Source organism: Pseudomonas sp. CFBP 8758 (assembly GCF_014841725.1).
Lineage (GTDB): Bacteria > Pseudomonadota > Gammaproteobacteria > Pseudomonadales > Pseudomonadaceae > Aquipseudomonas > Aquipseudomonas baltica.
The window spans coordinates 434,995-454,536 of the sequence record NZ_JACYUK010000004.1 but is presented as its reverse complement, the minus strand read 5'-3'; the positions used below and the strand labels follow the sequence as shown (position 1 = coordinate 454,536).

The 19,542-nt window shown below is 64.5% G+C and carries 20 protein-coding genes; 7 read left to right on the top strand and 13 right to left on the bottom strand.

Translation table 11 applies throughout. The features are described 5' to 3' along the window. Positions 1-7: 7 nt before the first annotated feature. Positions 8-922 carry a DMT family transporter gene (locus tag IFT75_RS11510; protein ID WP_192054866.1) on the bottom strand — a complete coding sequence of 305 codons (915 nt, stop codon included), beginning with the start codon at positions 920-922 and terminating at the stop codon, positions 8-10. Positions 923-1,015: 93 nt separating this feature from the next. Between IFT75_RS11510 and IFT75_RS11505 the strand changes: the two genes are divergently transcribed. Beyond that, a complete protein-coding gene (locus IFT75_RS11505) occupies positions 1,016-1,942 on the top strand; it encodes a LysR substrate-binding domain-containing protein (RefSeq protein ID WP_163007393.1) in 927 nt (308 codons plus the stop codon). Between the two features lie 3 nt (positions 1,943-1,945). Here the strand turns inward: IFT75_RS11505 and cysC are convergent, their stop codons facing one another. The 6 genes from cysC to IFT75_RS11475 are packed head-to-tail and all read right to left on the bottom strand — an operon-like array spanning position 1,946 to position 7,718. Then, a complete protein-coding gene (gene cysC / locus IFT75_RS11500) occupies positions 1,946-2,530 on the bottom strand; it encodes an adenylyl-sulfate kinase (protein WP_244652140.1) in 585 nt (194 codons plus the stop codon). Next, a complete protein-coding gene (locus IFT75_RS11495; RefSeq protein WP_192054863.1) occupies positions 2,523-3,677 on the bottom strand; it encodes an aromatic ring-hydroxylating oxygenase subunit alpha in 1,155 nt (384 codons plus the stop codon). Before IFT75_RS11495 ends, cysC begins: the two co-directional genes overlap by 8 nt. Further along, the gene (locus IFT75_RS11490; protein ID WP_192054861.1) at positions 3,670-4,773 is read right to left on the bottom strand and encodes a mandelate racemase/muconate lactonizing enzyme family protein; all 1,104 of its coding nucleotides are present in this window, start codon (positions 4,771-4,773) and stop codon (positions 3,670-3,672) included. The genes IFT75_RS11495 and IFT75_RS11490 overlap by 8 nt, the downstream gene beginning before the upstream one ends. Continuing rightward, positions 4,770-6,083, bottom strand: coding sequence for an NAD(P)-dependent oxidoreductase (locus IFT75_RS11485; RefSeq protein WP_192054859.1), 1,314 nt, complete (start codon positions 6,081-6,083; stop codon positions 4,770-4,772). The genes IFT75_RS11490 and IFT75_RS11485 overlap by 4 nt, the downstream gene beginning before the upstream one ends. A 19-nt stretch (positions 6,084-6,102) precedes the next feature. Further along, on the bottom strand, positions 6,103-7,026 hold the full coding sequence (locus tag IFT75_RS11480) for an isopenicillin N synthase family dioxygenase (protein ID WP_192054857.1): 924 nt from the start codon (positions 7,024-7,026) through the stop codon (positions 6,103-6,105). A gap of 14 nt (positions 7,027-7,040) precedes the next feature. Further along, complete coding sequence (locus IFT75_RS11475; RefSeq protein WP_192054855.1) at positions 7,041-7,718, bottom strand: class I SAM-dependent DNA methyltransferase; 678 nt, start codon at positions 7,716-7,718, stop codon at positions 7,041-7,043. Positions 7,719-8,220: 502 nt separating this feature from the next. Between IFT75_RS11475 and IFT75_RS11470 the strand changes: the two genes are divergently transcribed. After that, on the top strand, positions 8,221-8,748 hold the full coding sequence (locus tag IFT75_RS11470; protein WP_192054854.1) for a glyoxalase superfamily protein: 528 nt from the start codon (positions 8,221-8,223) through the stop codon (positions 8,746-8,748). A 346-nt stretch (positions 8,749-9,094) separates the two neighbouring features. On the opposite strand, the gene ppa is transcribed toward IFT75_RS11470, so the two are convergent. From ppa to exaC, 4 genes are all read right to left on the bottom strand, one after another. Next, positions 9,095-9,622, bottom strand: a complete 528-nt coding sequence (gene ppa, locus IFT75_RS11465) for an inorganic diphosphatase (protein ID WP_122475569.1) — start codon at positions 9,620-9,622, stop codon at positions 9,095-9,097. Between the two features lie 268 nt (positions 9,623-9,890). Next, on the bottom strand, positions 9,891-10,682 hold the full coding sequence (locus IFT75_RS11460; RefSeq protein ID WP_192054852.1) for a M90 family metallopeptidase: 792 nt from the start codon (positions 10,680-10,682) through the stop codon (positions 9,891-9,893). A 4-nt stretch (positions 10,683-10,686) separates the two neighbouring features. Next, on the bottom strand, positions 10,687-11,334 hold the full coding sequence (locus IFT75_RS11455; RefSeq protein WP_122475565.1) for a DedA family protein: 648 nt from the start codon (positions 11,332-11,334) through the stop codon (positions 10,687-10,689). A 186-nt stretch (positions 11,335-11,520) separates the two neighbouring features. Next, the gene (gene exaC, locus IFT75_RS11450; protein ID WP_192054850.1) at positions 11,521-13,041 is read right to left on the bottom strand and encodes an acetaldehyde dehydrogenase ExaC; all 1,521 of its coding nucleotides are present in this window, start codon (positions 13,039-13,041) and stop codon (positions 11,521-11,523) included. Positions 13,042-13,227: 186 nt separating this feature from the next. Here exaC and mpl point away from each other — a divergent pair, with 186 nt between their 5' ends. After that, positions 13,228-14,577 carry a UDP-N-acetylmuramate:L-alanyl-gamma-D-glutamyl-meso-diaminopimelate ligase gene (gene mpl, locus IFT75_RS11445; RefSeq protein WP_192054848.1) on the top strand — a complete coding sequence of 450 codons (1,350 nt, stop codon included), beginning with the start codon at positions 13,228-13,230 and terminating at the stop codon, positions 14,575-14,577. Next, positions 14,574-15,203 carry a flavin prenyltransferase UbiX gene (gene ubiX, locus IFT75_RS11440; RefSeq protein WP_122795472.1) on the top strand — a complete coding sequence of 210 codons (630 nt, stop codon included), beginning with the start codon at positions 14,574-14,576 and terminating at the stop codon, positions 15,201-15,203. Before mpl ends, ubiX begins: the two co-directional genes overlap by 4 nt. A 15-nt stretch (positions 15,204-15,218) precedes the next feature. On the opposite strand, the gene IFT75_RS11435 is transcribed toward ubiX, so the two are convergent. Next, positions 15,219-15,860 (bottom strand): oxidoreductase, encoded by a 642-nt coding sequence (locus IFT75_RS11435; protein ID WP_122475557.1) that lies wholly within the window; start codon positions 15,858-15,860, stop codon positions 15,219-15,221. A gap of 40 nt (positions 15,861-15,900) precedes the next feature. Beyond that, positions 15,901-17,610, bottom strand: a complete 1,710-nt coding sequence (locus IFT75_RS11430; protein WP_192054846.1) for a C13 family peptidase — start codon at positions 17,608-17,610, stop codon at positions 15,901-15,903. A 203-nt stretch (positions 17,611-17,813) separates the two neighbouring features. Between IFT75_RS11430 and IFT75_RS11425 the strand changes: the two genes are divergently transcribed. From IFT75_RS11425 to IFT75_RS11415, 3 genes are read left to right on the top strand one after another with little or no spacing between them, the layout of a single operon-like run. Further along, a complete protein-coding gene (locus tag IFT75_RS11425; RefSeq protein WP_122475553.1) occupies positions 17,814-18,179 on the top strand; it encodes a CidA/LrgA family protein in 366 nt (121 codons plus the stop codon). Next, positions 18,176-18,892: an LrgB family protein gene (locus IFT75_RS11420; protein WP_122475551.1), complete on the top strand. Its 717-nt coding sequence runs from the start codon at positions 18,176-18,178 to the stop codon at positions 18,890-18,892. Before IFT75_RS11425 ends, IFT75_RS11420 begins: the two co-directional genes overlap by 4 nt. Positions 18,893-18,903: 11 nt before the next feature. Continuing rightward, a complete protein-coding gene (locus IFT75_RS11415) occupies positions 18,904-19,494 on the top strand; it encodes an LON peptidase substrate-binding domain-containing protein (RefSeq protein ID WP_192054844.1) in 591 nt (196 codons plus the stop codon). Positions 19,495-19,542 lie beyond the last annotated feature (48 nt).

Sequence of the window (19,542 nt, the reverse complement as noted above, 5' to 3'; positions counted from 1 at the left end):
TCCTTGGTCAACTGCGCAGTACCCAGACCCCGGATGCGGCAATCAGGCCCATGCCCAGGGCCATGCCTGCATCGGGGACTTCCTTGAAAAGAACAAAACCCCAGAACATCGCGAACAGCAGATAACTGTAATCGAAGGCGCCCACCACCGCGCTCGGACCGATCTGATAGGCCCTCGCCACGCCGGCGCTCATCAGCACCATGAGGACCGAGAGCACGCCCATCAATAACCACTGCACAGGCCCCAGAACCACCCAGTGCAGAGCCAAAAAGTCGCTGGGCAGTGGCGGATGGGGCGAACTGAACAGTTGGTGGCCCAGCAGCATCGTCGCGCCGACCAGGCACAGGCACAGGTTCAGGTTGAGCGCCAGTGCCAGCGCCGAGTGATCGCCGCAGCGGGCGCGGGTCAGTACGGCGGCCACGGCATAGAGCAGGGCGGCCAGCACCGGCAGCAGGGTCATGCCGGAAAAGTCCGCAGCCGTCGGGCGCAGAATGATCAGCACACCGACGAAACCCAGGGCGATGGCCAGCCAGCGGCTGGGGCTCACCTTTTCGCGCAGCACCAGCGCCGACAGCAGCGCAATGAACAGCGGCGCGGTGTAGAGCGCCAGAGCGGCCAGGCTCAGGCTCATGTGCGGCAGCGCCGCGTAGAAGGCGATCCACATCAGGGTCAAGGCGGTGCTGCGCATGAGTATCCAGCGATCGCAGGCCAGGTTGCGCCACACGCTGGCACTTCGCGAAGCGCCCAGCCACAGCAGCAGCAGGACAATGGCGATCGAAGAACGCACCACGTACAGCTGCCATACCGTGAAGTCGGCGCTGCCCAGCTTGATCAGCGCATCGGAAGCAGACACCAGGAACACCGACGCGATGATCAGTGCCACGCTCGAGCGTGTGTCGTGGAGGTGCGGTCGCTGTTCCATGCGGTGAACCCCCGGCGGTCAGTCTTTGCATGATGCGTCAAAAGGTGACATCGTTTGAAACGACCATTTCGCAGGACAGGGCAACTTCAGGTTATGGAAAACCTCCGGCGCAAACTGCCGCCTTTATCAAGTCTGATTCCCTTCGAAGCTGCTGCCCGGCTGCAGAGTTTTTCTCGCGCAGCAGAGGAACTGCACCTTACCCAAACGGCGATCAGCCGACAGATTCGCTCCCTCGAAGAGAACCTGGGCGTGCAGTTGTTCGATCGAAAAAGCCGCGGGGTTTTTCTCACCGAGGCGGGCGAAAGCTTTCGCCAGACGGTCGCAGCCGCCTTGTTCGATATCGCTCGGCAAACCGAAAAGCTGCGTCAGCAGCAGTCGTCGACCGGCACCGTGGTGCTGTCGTCGCAGTTGGTGGAAGCGTTCTACCTGTTCATGCCGGCGCTGGCCGGCTTTCATCAGAAACATCCGCACATCGAGCTCAAGCTGCATTCCACGCTGGCGGCCATAGGCGAGGAGCGCGAGCGTTTCGACGTGGCGGTGCAGACCATGGGCCGGGCCAGTGCCGATCACGTGCTGTTGTTCAGCGCGCCCGATGAAGTGTTCCCTGTCTGCAGCCCCGACTACTTCAAGAGCATCGCCCCGTGGCTGAGCCTGGACAATCTGCCCAAGTGCCGACTGTTGCATTACGAACCCCGTGCGCAGGACTTCGTGATCTGGGATCAATGGCTGGAAAGCGTCGGTGCATCGTTTCGCGTTGGCAGCCAAGGCATGGGCTTCAACAGTTTCCCGGTCATGATGCAGGCAGCCCTGGAAGGTCACGGTGTGGCCCTGGGCTGGGGAATGACCACGCGCCAGATGCTGGCCGACGGCAGGCTGGTGCGCCTGTTCGACAAGCAGTGGTCCATGGGCGACGCGTTGGGGGTCTACAAGTGGCATGCCAACCCGCTGTCGCCGGCAGCCCGACTGCTGGTGCAATGGCTGCAGGAGCTGTTGCTCGATCCTCGGCCCGTACTGGCCTGATCTTCAGTCTATGGCGGCGCGTTGCTGCAGGCAGTCGAGCAGGGCCTGCACCGAGCATGCGCAACTCATGCTGGCGGTGGCTAGCCTGAGGTGGGGCGCCGACGGCGCTTCGTAGGTGGCATCGATCCCGGTGAAACCGTTCAGCGCGCCGGCGCGCGCCTGCCGATACAGCCCCTTGGGATCGCGTGCCTCGGCGAGCGCCAGCGGTGTATCGACGAAGACCTCGACGAAGGCTTCGTCGCCGACGATCTGCCGCGCCAGGGCCCGGTGCGCAATACGCGGTGAAATCAGCGCAACCAGCACCAGGCTGCCGTCGGCACACAGCAGGCGTGCGACCTCGGCGGTGCGGCGCACGTGTTCCAGCCGGTCGTCGTCGCTCAGGCCCAGGTCCCGGCAGAGTCCGCGGCGCAGTTCGTCGCCATCGAGCACCAGGCAGTGATAGCCGAGGGCGGCAAGTGCCGCCTGGGTAGCCTTGGCGATGGTGGTCTTGCCGGCAGCGGGCAGGCCCGTCAGCCACAAGACCGTGGGCCGGGTGCCCAGGCGCCGCCAGGTTGGTGGTCGGGAGATGTCGGAAGAAGGGCTATCCATCGCGTGCTCCATGGCCGGCGAGTGCTTCCAGCACCCGCTTCTGAATATCATGCACGGCATGTTCGCTGAAACCGCTGCGAGCCGTGTCCACCACCAACCGGCCACCGCTGTAGCCGTGGCTGTGCAGACCTTTCTGGACACTTTCGCACAAGGGCAGGTCCTCTTCACGCACCACCGCCACGAAATCGATCACTGCCTGTTCCAGAGGGTCGGGGTGTGGGCTCTGGGTGAACCACTGCACACGCTGCTCACAGCGCTGCGCGCCCGTTGGCACGTGGTGCAACAGGTTCATGTAGCCGCCCGGATAGACCTCGATGCACAGGTTCGGCCAGACGTACCAGGCACCGAATTCGCCGCTGCGGGGTGCGTCAGGGTTGGTTGCGTAGCCTTGCCGTGCACCCTGATCGTTGCTCAGGTGGGCGTGGAAGCCCGGGTGGATGTCGATCCGGTAGCTGCTCAGATCCAGGGTCTGGTGCGACAGACTGGGGTGGCAGCCGGGACAGTGATAGCACTCCGAATAGTTTTCCACCGAGACCTTCCAGTTCGCCCGCAGCGCATAGGTATGGCTGTAGCTGTGGTGCAGCGACTCGGGCGCGGGCGCGAAACTGCGCAGTTGCGCTTCGAGCCCGGCGAGCTGGCTGGCCAGGGGTGGGGCGTGCGCGTCCAGATTGACGAAGACCAGGCCACACATCACTTCCAGGCGCACGCCGGCGAGGTGCGCGCGGGCGGGTTCGAAGCCTGCCACGTCACAACTGTGCCTCGCGCTCTGCAATCTGCCGGCGTGATCGTAGCGCCATGCATGGTAGGGGCAGGTGATCGCGCCACGCAGCTGTCCGCAGCCTTCGAGCAGGCGATGCGCACGGTGCTGGCAAACGTTGTGGAACGCCCTGAGCTGGCCGTCCTGGCCGTGCAGCACCAGCACGCTTTGCTCGCCGATCTCGCACACCAGATAGGCACCTTCCACGGCCAGCCTGGAGACATGACAGGCGTACTGCCAGGTGCGGTAGAAAATCTGCTGCAGTTCCTGCCCGTAGTGATTCGGGTCGAAGTAGAAAGCGCCCGGCAGGTTGTGCGAGCGTCCTGCATCGGGGTGGAAGTCACCGCTGTCCAGGGGCATGGTTGCAGGCCTTGGCAATGAGTCATTCATGAATGGCCACCGCCTCGCCCAGTGCGTTCGGGCACAGGGTCAGCCCAAGCCCCGGCGTGTCGTCCAGGCGGGCGATGCCGCGGCTCACGTGGACGCCGCCCAGGGCCGTGACGATGCTGTGATGGCGGCAGGCATTCCAGCTGGCGCGCAGGTATTGATTGGGGGTGGCCAGGGCCAGGTGCATGGCCGCGGTGTCGGCGATCTGGCTGCCGCCGACGTCTTCGATGTTCAGCTGGATACCCTGCTGGATGCAGTAGTCGCGCAGCTGCCGAGCCTTGGTTAGCCCGCCGACACGGGCGATCTTCAGGCCGATGGCCTGGGCCGTATTCGCGGCGCTGGCGCGGTACAGGTCGCCAGCGCCGTGAATGCACTCGTCCAGGATCAGCGGCTGCCGCGTCAGGCTGCGGACATGCTGGCACTGTTCCAGGGTTTCGCAGGGCTGCTCGAAATGCACATCGCACTCCCTGACGGCGTTCATCACGGCCACCGCCTGTGCCGGCAGCCAGGCACGATTGGCGTCGAAGGTCAGCTGATCGCCGTTCATGCGCTCGGCGAGCAGGCTCTGGATTCGCGCCAGATCCGCCACCACGCCCGATCCGACCTTGCATGAATGGGTCCGATAGCCTTCGGCATGCGCCAGGTGCATGTCGGCGACCATTTGCCGGGGCGTGGCGGTGGGGATGCTGCTCTGCAGGGTCAGCTCGGCGTTCAGGCGCCCCCCCAGCAGGGCGTGTACCGGCAGGTTGCTGTGGCGCCCGAGAATGTCCCAGCAGGCCATGTCGATCGCTGTCTTGACGTAGGGGTGGCCAGGCAGTGCCTGGTCCATGACCTGGTTGATCGCATTCAGGTTGAGCGGGTTGCAGCCCAGCAGGTGAGGTGCCAGTTCGGCCAGCCCGGCACGCACGCCGAGGGCGAACGCCGGCAGGTACGAGGCGCCCCACGGGCAGCTTTCGCCGATTCCGAACAGCCCCTGGTCGGTTTCGATCACCACGATGGTGCTGTCCAGCGCGCTGTAGTGCAGGCGCCCGCCGGACAGCGCGTAGGGTTTGTCCAGCGGCAGGTCGACCTGGTAGATACGCAGGCGGGTGATCTTCATGATGCATGCCTCACGGGGTCGACGACGGTGGCGAGGTTCAGCTGATGCAGCATGGGCAGGTGCAGCGAGCCCATCAGTTCGGGGAGGTCACGCAGCAGCGCAAGGTTCGGCCTGTAGTGGTCGCGGTGATCATCCACCCAGCTGGCGCCGCAACTGCGGCTGACCACCTGCTCGAGCAGCGACGGCTCCAGGCCCATGGCGCGCCCCAGTTGCAATGCCTCCTGCCGGAGGTTGTGGTTGATCCAGGCCATGACCTCCAGCAGGCACTGGGCGTAGCGACCGCAGGCGGGATGGCTGAGCGGGTAGCGAAAGCGTTCCGGCAAGCTGGGCTTGTGCCGCCCGCGCGCGTCGATGACAAAGGTGCCGGGATGGCGATAGGTGCGGTCGGCGCCATAGGGGGAGGGCGCGGTGAAACCGTCGATCAGCAGGCGGCGCTGGTTTTCCGTTTCCATCAGCGCCACCACCTTGAGGTGGTTGGCATGGGCCGGATAACGTTTGCCGGCCTGGCGATAGCGCGTCTCGATCCAGCGACCCAGCCGCAGCTCGACATCGAGTTCGTCGGCCAGGGCCACGGTCAGGGCCATGTCCTTGACGGTGATCTCCAGGGTGCAGGAGTGGTCATAGCTGCCGTCGAGGAGCATCGGTGTGACCTGGTCGACGACGAAGCAATCGGCTCGCGAGTCCTTCGCCACGTTCCACAGCCAGCGCAGGTCCAGGCCCTGGTTCTGTGCCACCAGCAACAGCTCGCCCCACGCCAGCGTGGCGCCGTAGAACAACAGGTTGGTCAGTAGCTTGACCGACTGGCCGTGACCAATGGCGCCGACGTGAAGCGTGTGTTGGCCCATCGCGTCCAGCACCGGGCGCGCGATGTCGCACGCCGCTTGCTCGCCGCCGACATAGAAGCAGACGTTGTTGAAGTCCACGCCCATGTGCGAGAGGTTGCTGACCGGTGCTTCCAGGCTCATGACCCCGCGCTGCCCGGCCAGTCGGGCGATATCCAGCGTGTTGTGGTAGTCGGTGGTCGAGGTGTCGATCCATACCGCGCCACTGCCCAGGGCAGCCAGGGCGCCGCCGTGACCGAGCATCGTTTCGCGTACGTGCTTGGGCAGCGGCAGGCAGGTGATCAGCACGGCGGCGCCTTCGGCCGCAGCGGCGGGGGTCGCTGCCCAGTGCGCACCTTGGCTGCGTACCCAGCGCTCGCAACCGGGGTCATGGTCGTGGACGGTCACTGTGAAGCCGTTGTCGAGCAATGCGCGAACGAATGGGCGGCCCATGTTGCCTGCGCCGATAAAACCGATAGAGGGGGTCATCGAACCAATCCTTGTGTGTTCAAACCAGTTGGCGGGCCCTTCCAGCGCCCTGCTTGCGTACCCAGATCGAATCGAAGTTCTCCAGCATCACCTCGGCCGTGGAGAAGCTTGGCCCGCCGCCGATGGGTGCGATGATCGCGTCGATATCCGGGTAGATGAAAAACGCCAGTGACACCCGTGGGCTCGGCTGACGATGCAGGACCTGATGCGCGGTGCTGACCAGGCGCTCGTTGGTCCAGCGCTGCAGCATGTCGCCCAGATTGACCAGTACCGCGCCCTCCAGGCACGGCACGTCGACCCACTGGCCACGGCTGTAGATGCGCAGTGAAGGCTGCGGCAGGGGTTGCTGGATCAGCAGGGTGAGAAAGCCGTTGTCGGTATGTTTGCCGGCCGTTCCCGCCCCGGCTGGATAATATGAAGCGCGCTGGATCAGGGTTGGCTGACGGAAGTGCGCATCGAACGCCTGCGCTGGCAGCTGCAAGGCGCTGGTGATGGCTCGGCGCAGCTGGGGAAACACCTGTTCCATGACGTTGTCCTGCAGGGCGTAGGCGCAAGCGTTCAGACCAGGCGCGAGCTCGTCGTCGGGCAGCAGGCTCGGCCCGCTGAACGGCGCGCCACCGGGCCGGTCGATGCCCCAGTCCAGGTGCTGCTTGTTGTCTGGGCCTGCATCGGGATGCAGCGTTTCGCCATAGGCCCCGACGTAACCCCGTGCGGTGTGCGGGTAGCCGGGCTGGTGAGCATGGCCGAAGCGCTGCTTGACCGGCTCTGGCAGCGCGAAGAACGCCTCGGCGGCACTCAGGTAGCGCTCGATCAACGCGGCCGGAAGCCCGTGATCCACCAGATAGAAGAAGCCGTCGTCGGCGCACGCTGCGCTCAGTTGCGTAATTGCCCCAGGCTCACGTGCCGCCAGTTGCGCCAGGGAGATGACAGGAAGAATCGGCATGTCGTAGACCCCGTTCATGCGACGTACAAGGCCAGGTAGTGGGCGCGCGCGTTTTGCAGGTAGCGGGCCGACATCCGGGCTTCGAGCACGACGAGTCCCTGCTCGCGCCCCAGGCTTTGCAACAACGGCTCGAAGCCGGCGGTGTCGAAGTAAGTCTCGCGAACACTCAGCACCACCACGCCGCCAGGCCGGGTCATGGCGACCAGGCCACGCAGTGCGGAGGCAGGCAGGTGCCCGGGAATGAAGGCGCCGCAGCAGACTACCGCGTCGAAGTGCCGAAGCAGGGCCGGTGGCAACGGCTGGGTCAGGTCTATCTGGCTGTGCAGATGCTGGTAGGCCCGGGAAGCCTGAGCCTGGTCGAGCATGGGCCGGGACAGGTCGCAGCCGCTGATCTGCCGATAGCCGCGCTCCTGCAGGGTGCGTCCGACCAGGCCGGTGCCGCAGCAGGCATCGAGCACGCGACTGTCGTGACCGAGGTTGCCTCGCTGAGCCACGGCATCGAGCAAGTCGACGACCATCGTCGGCCCGCAATAGGCCTCGGCCTCGACGTCGGCGTCATAGTGGCGAGCCCAATGATCGTAATAGCGCTCCAGGTTGTGAATGCTCTGGTGCGACAGCGCAGCGGCGATCGAGCGGGTGCTCGAAGCCTCTGGCGGCAAGGCCGGGGGTAGGGCGGTCGTGGCTGTATTCATGGATAGCGCCTCGAAGGAAAACTGACGGTCGGTGTCGCTGTCCTAAGAGTTAGCAGCGCGCCAGGGCATGGTCAATCGAGGCGGAACAGGCTTGGTTTGAAAGGATTTTTACACTCGGGCACGCACCGTTCGCACGCATGAGCCTGTCATCGCAGCCCTCGCCAATCACCCACAACGATATCCCCATGAATGCGAGTCGGCGGGTCTGAAAATTCCTGCACACGGGTTTTTTCACGCCGGTTGCCCACGCCCCAGTCACGATATTTTCGATGGCCATGCCGGCCTTTTAATCGTGTCTGAAAAACGGGATTTTCCAGTGGCGAGAGTGTCTCGTGGTGACCCCTTCGACGCTTTGCGCTAACATCGGCGGCGGCCCATGCTGCCCGCCGCTCGCTCCGCAAGGAAAGGTGAAAGCATTGTTGCACCCTCACGCCTTCACACCTCTCTTGATGGTCGAGGCCTGGCAACGCGAGCACCAGCATGCATCGACTCGGGAGTTGTCATGTTTTCAATCGAGCACGCCAAGCAGATGGCCAAGACGCTGCGCGTCGCACTGCAGGCGCAGGGTCACGACGTATCGCATTCCACCGCCCTGGAAATGGTTGCACGGCAGTTGGGGCACAAGGACTGGAACACCGCTTCGGCCACCCTGGCACCGACTGCCTCAGCGGTGATCGGTTTCGACAAGGCCATCCCCATCCTGCGGATTTTCGACGAAGCCAAGGCCCGCGAGTTCTATCTTGACTTCTTGGGTTTCACGGTCGAGTTCGAGCATCGCTTCGAGGCCGACCTGCCGCTGTACCTGGGGGTCGAGCGGGGGAGTCTGCAGTTGCATCTTTCCGAACACCACGGCGATTGCTCACCGGGCTCGACCGTGTTCGTGCCGATGCACGGTGTCGAAGCGTTGCGTGATGAACTGCTGGCCAAGCGTTATGGCTACGGCCGTCCGCAGATCGTCGAGCAGGGCTGGGGGCGGCTGTTGGAGGTGTATGACCCCTTCGGTAACCGGATTCGGTTCTGCGAGGGGTGATGAGGGCAGGGTCGGGTCGGCCGCGGTGGAGTCTTCGTGGCCGATGACCGCTTTCACAGGGAGCGTGTTTCCGCTGCTGTTCGGTAGGAGCGGTCCGTGGCCGCGAAACAGGCGCTACGGACTTTTCTCGGGGCATTAAAAAGCCGGCTTATGGCCGGCTTCTCGTCGACGATCTTGCCTTACTTTTGGTAAGCCGCAACCGCCTGCAACTGATGACCAGCCTGGGCTGGTGAGGGCCAAAGAATACGCAGGGCCGCTCGCCGGTGCAAATCTCTTTTCGCCCGATACCTTTGCAGCGCCCATGAAAAACCCCGGCCATGGCCGGGGTTTTTCGTACAGCGACGGCTCAGCCCTTGAACGCGGCGACCGACTTGGTGATTTCGGCGCGGGCGGCGTCTGCGTTGCCCCAGCCTTCGATCTTCACCCATTTGCCTTTTTCGAGATCCTTGTAGTTCTCGAAGAAGTGCTTGATCTGTTCCAGCAGCAGCGGCGGCAGATCGGTGTATTCCTTGACGTCGACATACAGCTGCGACAGCTTGTCGTGCGGTACGGCGATGACCTTGGCGTCGCCGCCGCCGTCGTCGGTCATGTGCAGGATGCCGACCGGACGGGCGCGGATGACCGCACCAGGCGTGACCGGGTAAGGCGTGACGACCAGCACGTCGAGGGGGTCGCCGTCGTCGGCCAGGGTGTTGGGGATGAAGCCGTAGTTGGCCGGGTAGAACATCGGCGTGGCCATGAAACGGTCGACGAACAGCGTGTCGCTGTCCTTGTCGATTTCGTATTTGATCGGCGCGTGGTTGGCCGGAATCTCGATGGCGACGTAGATGTCGTTCGGCAGGTCTTTGCCAGCCGGAATCTTGCTGTAGCTCATTGGGCGTTGCCCCCGTGGTTTGGGCCAGTCTGAAGGCCATGCAGGCCGAAAATGTGGGCGCGATTATAGGCACATTGCAGGGGCGCATGCCATATGCGCCGTGGGCCACGTGACATCATGCGGCGCCCGCCGACGCGGCTTGCGCCGCTGCTACAGGGAATGGTTTTGCCATCAAGCACGGCGTTGGGGAATGGGATTGGATGTCGACGGCCGACGCGGCGTGGATGAACGCGGTCCCTGTAGCAGCGGCGCCAGCCGCGTCACGGCGTTACGCAGGTCGGGGGAGGGCCGAGAGCCGTTCGAGCGGATCCTGGCGGTAGAACAGGCGCAACTGCTCGTAGACCTGTGGGTAGGCCTGGTGCAGCAAATCCGGCGCGGTGAAGAAATACTCGCTGGTGACGGCGAAGAATTCCGCCGGGTTTTCCGCGGCATAGGGGTCGATGGCGGTTTGCGCATCAGGATTGGCATCGAGCTGGCGATCGAGGTCGTCGTAGGCGTCCTGCATGGTGCGGGCCCAGTCGCTCACGCGCATGTCGCCATGCAGTGGCGGCAGCCCATTGGCGTCGCCATTGAGCATGTCGAGCTTGTGCGCCAGTTCGTGGATGACCAGGTTGTAGCCATCCCAGCCGCCGCTGGCTGCCACACCCGACCAGGCGAGAATCACCGGCCCCTGCTGCCAGGCCTCGCCACTGTGCTCGCCGTCCCATTGATGCTCCACGCCGCTGGGGTCGCGGTAGCGCTGGGGGCTGACGAAATCGTCGGCGTACAGGACGATCTCGTGGAAACCGTGGTACCAGTCCAGATCGCCCAGCTGCAGCAACGGCAGTTGCGCCTGTGCCGCCAGGTGCAGGCGCGCCCGGTCGTCGAGTTCGACGCCGGGCAGGCAGGTCAAGGTCTTGGCCTGCAGGAACAGCACGCAGGCCTCGCGCAAACGGAGGTCCTGCCGGGCATCGAGGCCGTCGAGGATCGGCAGCTCGGCACGCACCGCCCGCCACAGCGATTCATCGATACGGTGGCGGTTCAGGGTTCGCTGTCGCCGCCAGGCCTTGTACGACCACATGGGCTCAGCGCGTCGGTGCGGTGCGGGCCGTGCGGCTGCGCAGCAAGCCGACGATCATCGGCAGCAGCGAAATCAGAATGATCGCGACGATCAGCAGGGTCAGGTTCTGCTTGATGAACGGCATGTTGCCGAAGAAGTAACCCAGGGTCACCAGACCACCGACCCACAACACCGTGCCCAGCACACTGAAGCCCAGAAAGCGCGGGTAGTGCATCTTGCCAACGCCAGCCACGAACGGGGCGAAGGTGCGCAGGATCGGCAGGAACCGCGCCAGGGTTACCGTCTTGCCGCCGTGGCGGGCATAGAAGGCGTGAGTCTGGTCCAGGTAATCGCGGCGGAAGATCTTCGAGTCCGGGTTGCTGAACAGCTTGTCGCCCACGGTACGCCCGACGATGTAGTTGGTGCTGTCGCCAAGGATGGCGGCGGTCATCAACAGGCCAGCGAGCAGGAACGGGTCCATGCCGCCGCCTGCCGCCACCGCGCCGGCGATGAACAGCAGCGAGTCGCCAGGCAAGAAAGGCATTACCACCAGGCCGGTTTCGCAGAAGATCACCAGGAACAGGATCGCGTAGACCCAGGTGCCGTACTGGGTCACCAGCATGTTGAGGTACACATCCAGGTGCAGGATGAGGTCGATGAAGCTGAATTCCATGGGAGGTACCTGTGCGGATCCGGTCGTGAAGAATCCGCGCAGTATACCGATGGGTGAGGCAGGTTTGTTGGGCAGGCTCGTCACGCCGGGCAAACCGACGAACGGTCGCGCGCCGGGCGTGCGCAACATCCCGTGTTCGCAGCGGTAGGCGACGGACGCCGGAGCGTCCCTGCGCCGCCGTTTGGGTCAGAAAAAGCCCAGTGGGTTGATGTCGTAGCTGACCAGCAGGTTTTTGGTCTGCTGGTAGTGGTCGAGCATCATCTTGTGCGTCTCGCGGCCTACACCGGATTTCTTGTAACCGCCGAACGCGGCGTGCGCCGGGTACAGGTGGTAGCAGTTGGTCCAGACACGCCCGGCCTTGATCCCACGGCCCATGCGCCAGGCGCGGTTGATATCGCGGGTCCAGACCCCGGCGCCCAGGCCGAACTCGGTGTCGTTGGCGATGGCCAGGGCTTCGGCTTCGTCCTTGAAGGTGGTGATGCTGACCACCGGGCCGAAGATTTCTTCCTGGAAGACACGCATCTTGTTGGTGCCCTTGAGCAGGGTCGGCTGGATGTAATAGCCGGTCGACAGGGCACCTTCAAGTTTCTGCACCTGGCCACCGGTCAGCAGCTCGGCGCCTTCGCTCTTGGCGATCTCCAGGTAGGACAGAATCTTGTCGAACTGTTGCTCCGACGCCTGGGCGCCGACCATGGTGTCGGTGTCCAGCGGATCGCCGCGTTTGATCTGCTCGACCTTCTTCATGACTTCCTTCATGAAGGCCGGGTAGATGGATTCCTGCACCAGCGCGCGGGAAGGGCAGGTGCACACCTCGCCCTGGTTGAAAAAGGCCAGCACCAACCCTTCGGCGGCCTTCTCGATAAAGGTCTGCTCGGCCTGCATGATGTCTTCGAAGAAGATGTTCGGCGATTTGCCGCCCAGTTCCACGGTCGAGGGAATGATGTTCTCGGCGGCGCACTTCATGATGTGCGAGCCCACCGGCGTCGAACCGGTGAAGGCGATCTTGGCGATGCGCTTGCTGGTGGCCAGGGCTTCGCCTGCTTCCTTGCCGAAACCCTGGACCACGTTGAGCACGCCCGGTGGCAGCAGGTCACCGATCAGTTCCATCAGCACGGTGATGCCCAGCGGCGTCTGTTCGGCCGGCTTGAGCACCACGCAGTTGCCGGCGGCCAGTGCCGGGGCGAGCTTCCACGCCGCCATCAGGATCGGGAAGTTCCACGGGATGATCTGCCCGACCACGCCCAGCGGTTCATGGATGTGGTAGGCGACAGTGTTGCCGTCGATCTCGGCAGCGCTGCCTTCCTGGGCGCGCAGACAGCCGGCGAAGTAGCGGAAATGATCGGCCGCCAGCGGAATGTCGGCGTTCAGGGTTTCGCGGATAGCCTTGCCGTTGTCCCAGGTTTCGGTGATGGCCAGGGTTTCCAGGTTTTGTTCGATACGGTCGGCGATCTTCAGCAGGACCAGCGAGCGGGCCTGCACCGAGGTCGCGCCCCAGGCGTCGGCGGCAGCGTGGGCGGCGTCCAGCGCCTTGTCGATATCCTTGGCGTTGGAACGGGGAAATTCGGCAATGGGCTGGCCGTTGACTGGCGAGGTGGTGGTGAAGTAATTGCCGTCCACCGGCGCGACGAACTCACCGCCGATATAGTTGCCGTATTTGGCCTTGAATTCGACCTTGGCGCCTTCGGTGCCCGGGTGTGCGTAACGCATGGGGTGTCTCCTGCTGTTGTGGTTCTGTGGAGGACGCGCCGTGGCGCCCAGTAAGCGTAGAACAAAGGCGAGCACGGCGCCTTGAAACACCTGTAAACAGCAGGCCGAAGAGCAAGGATCACCAATCAAAGGATGCGATTTTTCCTACCCTACGCTACCCTGCCTCGACGTTTTACGAGGCCAATCATGCACATTCACATTCTCGGTATCTGCGGCACCTTCATGGGCTCCCTGGCAGTGCTCGCCAAGGAACTGGGGCACCGTGTCACCGGTTCGGACGCCAATGTCTATCCGCCCATGAGTACCCAGCTGCAGGCTCAGGGCATCGAGCTGACCCAGGGTTACGACGCTGCCCAGCTGGAACCTGCGCCTGACCTGGTGGTGATCGGCAATGCCCTGTCGCGCGGCAACCCGGCGGTCGAGCATGTCCTGAACAAGGGCTTGCCCTATGTATCGGGGCCGCAGTGGCTGGCCGACCACGTGCTGCAGGGACGCTGGGTGCTGGCCGTGGCCGGTACCCACGGCAAGACCACCACCAGCAGCATGCTGGCCTGGGTGCTGGAGCATGCGGGCATGGCGCCCGGCTTCCTGATCGGCGGCGTGCCGCAGAATTTCGCGGTGTCGGCGCGCCTGGGGCAGACGCCGTTCTTCGTGGTCGAGGCAGACGAGTACGACAGTGCGTTCTTCGACAAGCGTTCCAAGTTCGTCCACTACCGTCCGCGCACGGCGATTCTCAACAATCTGGAATTCGATCATGCCGACATCTTCCCCGACCTGGCCGCCATCGAGCGCCAGTTCCACCACCTGATTCGAACCGTGCCCAGCGAGGGCCTGGTGATCCACCCCACCACCGAGCCGGCACTGGGCCGAGTGATCGAGATGGGTTGCTGGACACCGGTACAGACCACGGGGGAGAACGGCCAGTGGCAGGCAAACCTGCTCAGTGCGGATGGGTCGCGCTTCGAGGTTTCCTTCGAAGGTGTCGTGCAGGGCACCGTGGAGTGGCCGCTGACCGGCCAGCATAACGTGGCCAACGCCTTGGCAACGCTGGCTGCTGCCCGCCACGTGGGCGTGGTCGCGCCGTTGGGTATCGAGGCGCTGTGCGCGTTCAAGAGCGTCAAGCGGCGCATGGAGTGGGTGGCCGAAGTGCAGGGCGTTACCCTCTATGACGACTTTGCCCACCACCCCACGGCTATCGCCACTACCCTGGACGGCTTGCGCAAGCGCATTGGCGATGCAGCGTTGATCGCCGTGATCGAGCCGCGCTCCAACTCCATGAAGCTGGGCGCGCACCGCGACGGCCTGCCCGAGAGTGTCCGCGATGCCGATCAGGTCATCTGGTATGCGCCGCCCAACCTGGGCTGGGATCTGGCCGCCACGGCTGCCCAGTGCCCGGTTCCGGCCATCGTCGCCGATTCGCTGGAAGCCATCATCGAGCGGGTCAAGAGCCAGGCACGGCCAGGCACCCACGTGGTGATCATGAGCAACGGCGGTTTCGGCGGCCTGCATCTGAAACTGGCGGAGGCCCTCAAGTGAGCGGCCCGCAGCGGATCACCCTGGCCATGACCGGCGCGTCGGGCGCGCAGTACGGCTTGCGCCTGCTCGACTGCCTGGTGCGCGAAGACCGCGAGGTGCATTTCCTCATCTCCAAGGCCGCGCAACTGGTGCTGGCCACGGAAACGGACGTCAGCTTGCCGGCCAAGCCCCAGGCCATGCAGGCCTTTCTCAACGAGTACACCGGGGCGTCCGCCGGACAGATCCGCGTGTATGGCAAAGAAGACTGGATGTCGCCGGTGGCATCGGGCTCCGGCGCGCCCAGCGCCATGGTGGTGGTGCCGTGCTCGACCGGCACCCTGTCGGCCATCGCCAGCGGCGCCTGCAACAACCTCATCGAGCGCGCTGCCGATGTAACGCTCAAGGAACGTCGGCAGTTGATCCTGGTGCCGCGCGAGGCACCGTTCTCGACCATCCATCTGGAGAACATGCTCAAGCTGTCGCAGATGGGCGCGGTGATCCTGCCGGCAGCGCCGGGCTTCTATCACCAGCCGCAGACCATCGACGACCTGATCGACTTCGTCGTCGCACGGGTGCTCAACCTGCTGGATATTCCTCAGGACATGCTGCCGCGCTGGGGCGAGCACCACCACGGCAGCGACGACTGACGCGCCGGCTGCGGGCTATTTGCCCAGGCGCCGCAGCTCGTCCGACTCCACCACGCGCACGCCGTCCTGCTCTTCGAGCGCCAGGCGCCACAGGGCGCGCGCCAGTTGCAGCGCTTCGATGCCGTGGTACTTGCCCGGAATCAGCTTCGACAAAGGCCCGGCAATGCGCTCGGCCAGGCGTGCTTCGACGCGGTCGCCGATCAGCACCGACGGCCGGGCGATGGTCAGTTGCGGCCAGCCCTGGGCACGCAGCGCCTGCTCGGTCTCACCCTTGACGCGGTTGTAGAACACCGAGGATTGCGGGTCTGCATCAATGGCGCTGATCAGCAGGAAGTGACGTGCACCCAGTTCGCGGGCACGCTGGGCATAGGCGACGATGAGCTGGTGGTCGACTTCGCGAAACGCCTCTTGCGAGCCGGCCTGCTTGATGGTCGTGCCCAGGCACGAGAAAGCGATGTCCACCGGGCCCTGCAGATCCGCCAGCAAGGCCAGCAGTGGCCCCACCGGGTTGTCCAGGTGCGCGTGCTCGGCCAGAGGGCGCCGGGTGGGGGCCAGGACCCGTTGCACGGTCGGCTCGGCGAGCAGGCGGTCGAGCAAATGCTCGCCGGTCAGGCCGGTGGCGCCGGCCAGAAGGATGTGCTGCGGCGTCAAGTACATGCAATGTCTCCCTTGATACAGGCAGCGTGAAGCAGATGCCCTATTGCTTGTTGTCAGGCGTGGCGGCGTCGAGCAGCGCCCGCTTGGCCTGTTGTTGGCGCAATCGCTGCCAATGCGCGAGGACCCCTTTGGGCGCCCAGATCTGCGGCTGCGAGGCTTCGTAATTATCGGCGATCTCCCGTTCGGCAACGTGCCGGCTGGCAAGTTCGAAAGCCTGCTGCAGGTCGTCCGTCTGGTTGAAGGCCTGGGCGAACAAGGCGTCGCCGAAATAGGTAAAGTCGGCTTCTTCGGAGCAGCCGAAAGACACCCGGTCGGCCCGCGAAGCGGTCATGACCAGGGTTTTCTCGTCCCTGAGCGCGGGGATGAATCCGCCCGAATAGCAAGCCGAGATGACCACCACCTTGTCGCGGCCCTTGAGCGGCGCCAGCACTGCGGCGAGTTCATCGGCCGGCAGGTCGCCCAACTGCAGGCGTGGCTGATCGAGCACCAGTTCATGTTCGCTGGTGCCGTGACTGGTCAGGTAGATGAACACCAGGTCTTCCGGGCCGCTGCGCGCGGCCAGCGTCTGCACGCTGCGGCTGAGGGTCTCGCGGCTGGCCATCAGCCGATCGGCCAGATGATCGCGGTGGTTGGCCAGGGTGATCTGTCCGACCGCGCCAAAACGACTGGCGAGCATGCCGGAGACGTAGTCGGCTTCGCGCATGAACACGCTTTGCTTGCCGTCGCCAGCCAGCGCCAGGCTGTAAAGCTCGATCGCTGCAGTGGACTGCGGGATTGCCGCGAGCGCTTGTTCCAGCAGTTGCCCCTGATTGAGCAGCCCCAGTTCCAGCGGATCGGGCAACAGATGACCTTGCGCATCACGGATACGCTGGCCATTGAGCCAATAGCCGACCTGGCTGCTGCCGTCCTTCAGGGTCAGGCTGCCCTGGCCCTGGTAGGTGTCGTTCTCGAAGGTGCCGCTGTAGATGCTGCCGTCGGCCAGCGCCAGCCAGCCCTTGCCACTGAAGCGCCAATCGGCGAACTCGCCCTTGTAGTGGCTGCCGTCGCTGGCGAACATCTCGCCCTTGCCGCTGAGTACGCCTTCCTTGAACGTGCCGATCCACACATCGCCTGCGGCGTTTTCGTAGCGGCCGCGACCATGCAGCTGGTTGAGGTGGAAGTTGCCGATGTACTGATCGCCGTCGGCATTGCTGAACGTGCCGTGGCCTTCGAGCAGGCCATTGACGAAGGTGCCGCTGAACTGGTTGCCTGCGGCATCGCTGCGGGTGCCTTCGCCATTGGGCTTGCCGTGGGCGAACCAGCCCTGGTACTGGCTGCCGTCGTCGAGTTCGATGTGCCCGGCACCCGAATACTGGTCTTCCTTGAACCCGCCGCGGTACGCCACGCCGGCTTCCTTGAAGGTCCCTTCGCCCTGGCGCCGACCCTTGACGAAGCCGCCGGTGTAGGTGGTGCCGCGAGCGATCAGGGTGCCCTGGCCATGGAACAGGCCATGATCGAAGCCGCCGGTGTAGACCTCGCCGTTGCGCCCATGCCACTGGCCCTGACCCTGCCACTGGCCGTCCTTGAACTGCCCGGCGTAGCCGCTGCCATTGGGATAGTCGACACGGCCCTGACCCTGCAACAGCCCATTGACCACCTCTCCGCGGTAGCGACCGCCATCGGGCAGTCGCGCGTCGGGCGGCGACAGTGGCTCGCCATCTCCGCAAGCGGCGATCAACAACGAAAGGGCGAGGGGGGCGAGAGGGCGCATGACGGGGTCCGGGCGATTGAGGCGCCGAGTATGCCGCAGATGCCAGGGTGCACAACAGATGCAGGGCGCTTTTAAGGCCAGAGCCGGACGACTGTCGGATGGGTGTACCGTTGCCGGGTCCGATCATGGGGGTGCGCCATCTTGCATCACCCTGGGGCATGCCTTGGGGGCTTATAATGCCTGGCTTGCGAAGGAGACCTGCAATGTTGCTACGCGGTTTGACCTGGCTGGTCCTGTTCCAGCTGCTGGGCACGGCCCTCAATCATCTGTTGCTGCCCGTGTTGCCCGGTCCGATCATCGGCCTGGTGCTGCTGCTCATCTACCTCATGGTACGTGGCGAGGTCGGCGAACCCCTGGGCCTGGCGGCCAACAGCCTGCTGCGCTACCTGCCGCTGCTGCTGGTGCCACCTGCGGTGGGCGTGATGGTCTATGCCCAGCAGATCGCCGATGACTTCTGGGCCATCGTCGGCTCGCTGGTGATTTCCGTCACGGTCTCTACCGTGTTCGTCGGTTGGTTGATGCAGCGGTTGATTCGCAGGCGTCGGCATGATCACCCGGTGCAACCATGATGCTGGACTGGCAAGGCACCCTGCAGGCGGTCATCCACCATCCGCTGTTCGGCATCGGCATCACCCTGGGCGCCTACCAGTTGGTGCTCGCCGGCTACGAAAAAACCCGCTGGATCTTTCTGCAACCGGTGCTGCTGTCCATGTTGCTGCTGGTTGCGGTGCTGGTAGGCTGCGGCATCAGCTATGCCGAATACCGCAAGAGCACCGAGATTCTCGGCATCCTGCTCGGCCCGGCGACCGTGGCCCTGGCGGTGCCGCTGTTTCTCAACCTGCGGCGCATTCGCCAACTGCTCTGGCCGACCCTGATTACCCTGGGCCTGGGCGGCCTGTTCGCGACCGTGCTGTGCCTGCTGCTGGGTTGGGGTTTGGGCGCCGACCACATGATTCTGATGACCATGGCGCCCAAGTCGGTCACCTCGCCGATCGCCATGCTGGTGGCGGAGCAGATCGGCGGCGTCGCGGCGCTGGCGGCCGTGTTCGTGCTGATCACCGGCGTCATCGGCGGAATCTTCGGCCCCGGCCTGCTGTCTTTGCTGGGCATCGACCACCCGGCGGCGCGGGGCATGGCATTGGGCCTCAACGCGCATGCCGTGGGCACATCGCTGGCGTTGCAGGAAAGTGAAGAAACCGGCGCCTTCGCGGCGTTGGCCATGAGTCTGATGGGTGTCGGTACCGCCGTTTTTCTGCCCCTGGCCATCAGCGTATTCGCGTGAGGACACAAGCCATGACATTGCCACTCTTTCCCCTCAATACCGTGCTGTTCCCCGGTTGCGTGCTGGATCTGCAGCTATTCGAAGCGCGCTACCTGGACATGATCGGGCGCTGCATGAAGCAGGGCGCCGGCTTTGGCGTGGTCGGCATCATGGCCGGGCGCGAAGTGGGCCAGGCACCCAGCGAACACGCCGCAGTCGGCTGCGAAGCGCTGATCACCGATTTCCAGCAGCAAGACAACGGTCTGTTGGGTATCCGCGTGCAGGGCGCTCGGCGTTTCCGTGTCGAGGCCACCCATGTGCAACGCGATCAATTGCTGACGGCAGACGTGCACTGGCTGGAAGAGCAGGCGGACCGACCGCTGGCCGATGCGCATGCCGACCTGCAGGCACTGTTGCTGGCCTTGGCCGAGCACCCGATGGTGGCGGCGCTGGGCATGACCGCCGGCGCTCAGGGCCAGCAATCGCTGGGCAACCAGTTGGCCTATCTGCTGCCGTTCACCGAGCAGGAGAAAGAACAGCTGCTCGCCGAAAGCGACCCAGGCCTGCGCCTGGTGGCGATCCAGGCCCTGCTCGACAGCCTGCAGGGCGACGCCTTGGTCTGAGACGGACAGGCCTGGGACGAACAGGCCCAGCGCGCCGGGTGCGCCTGG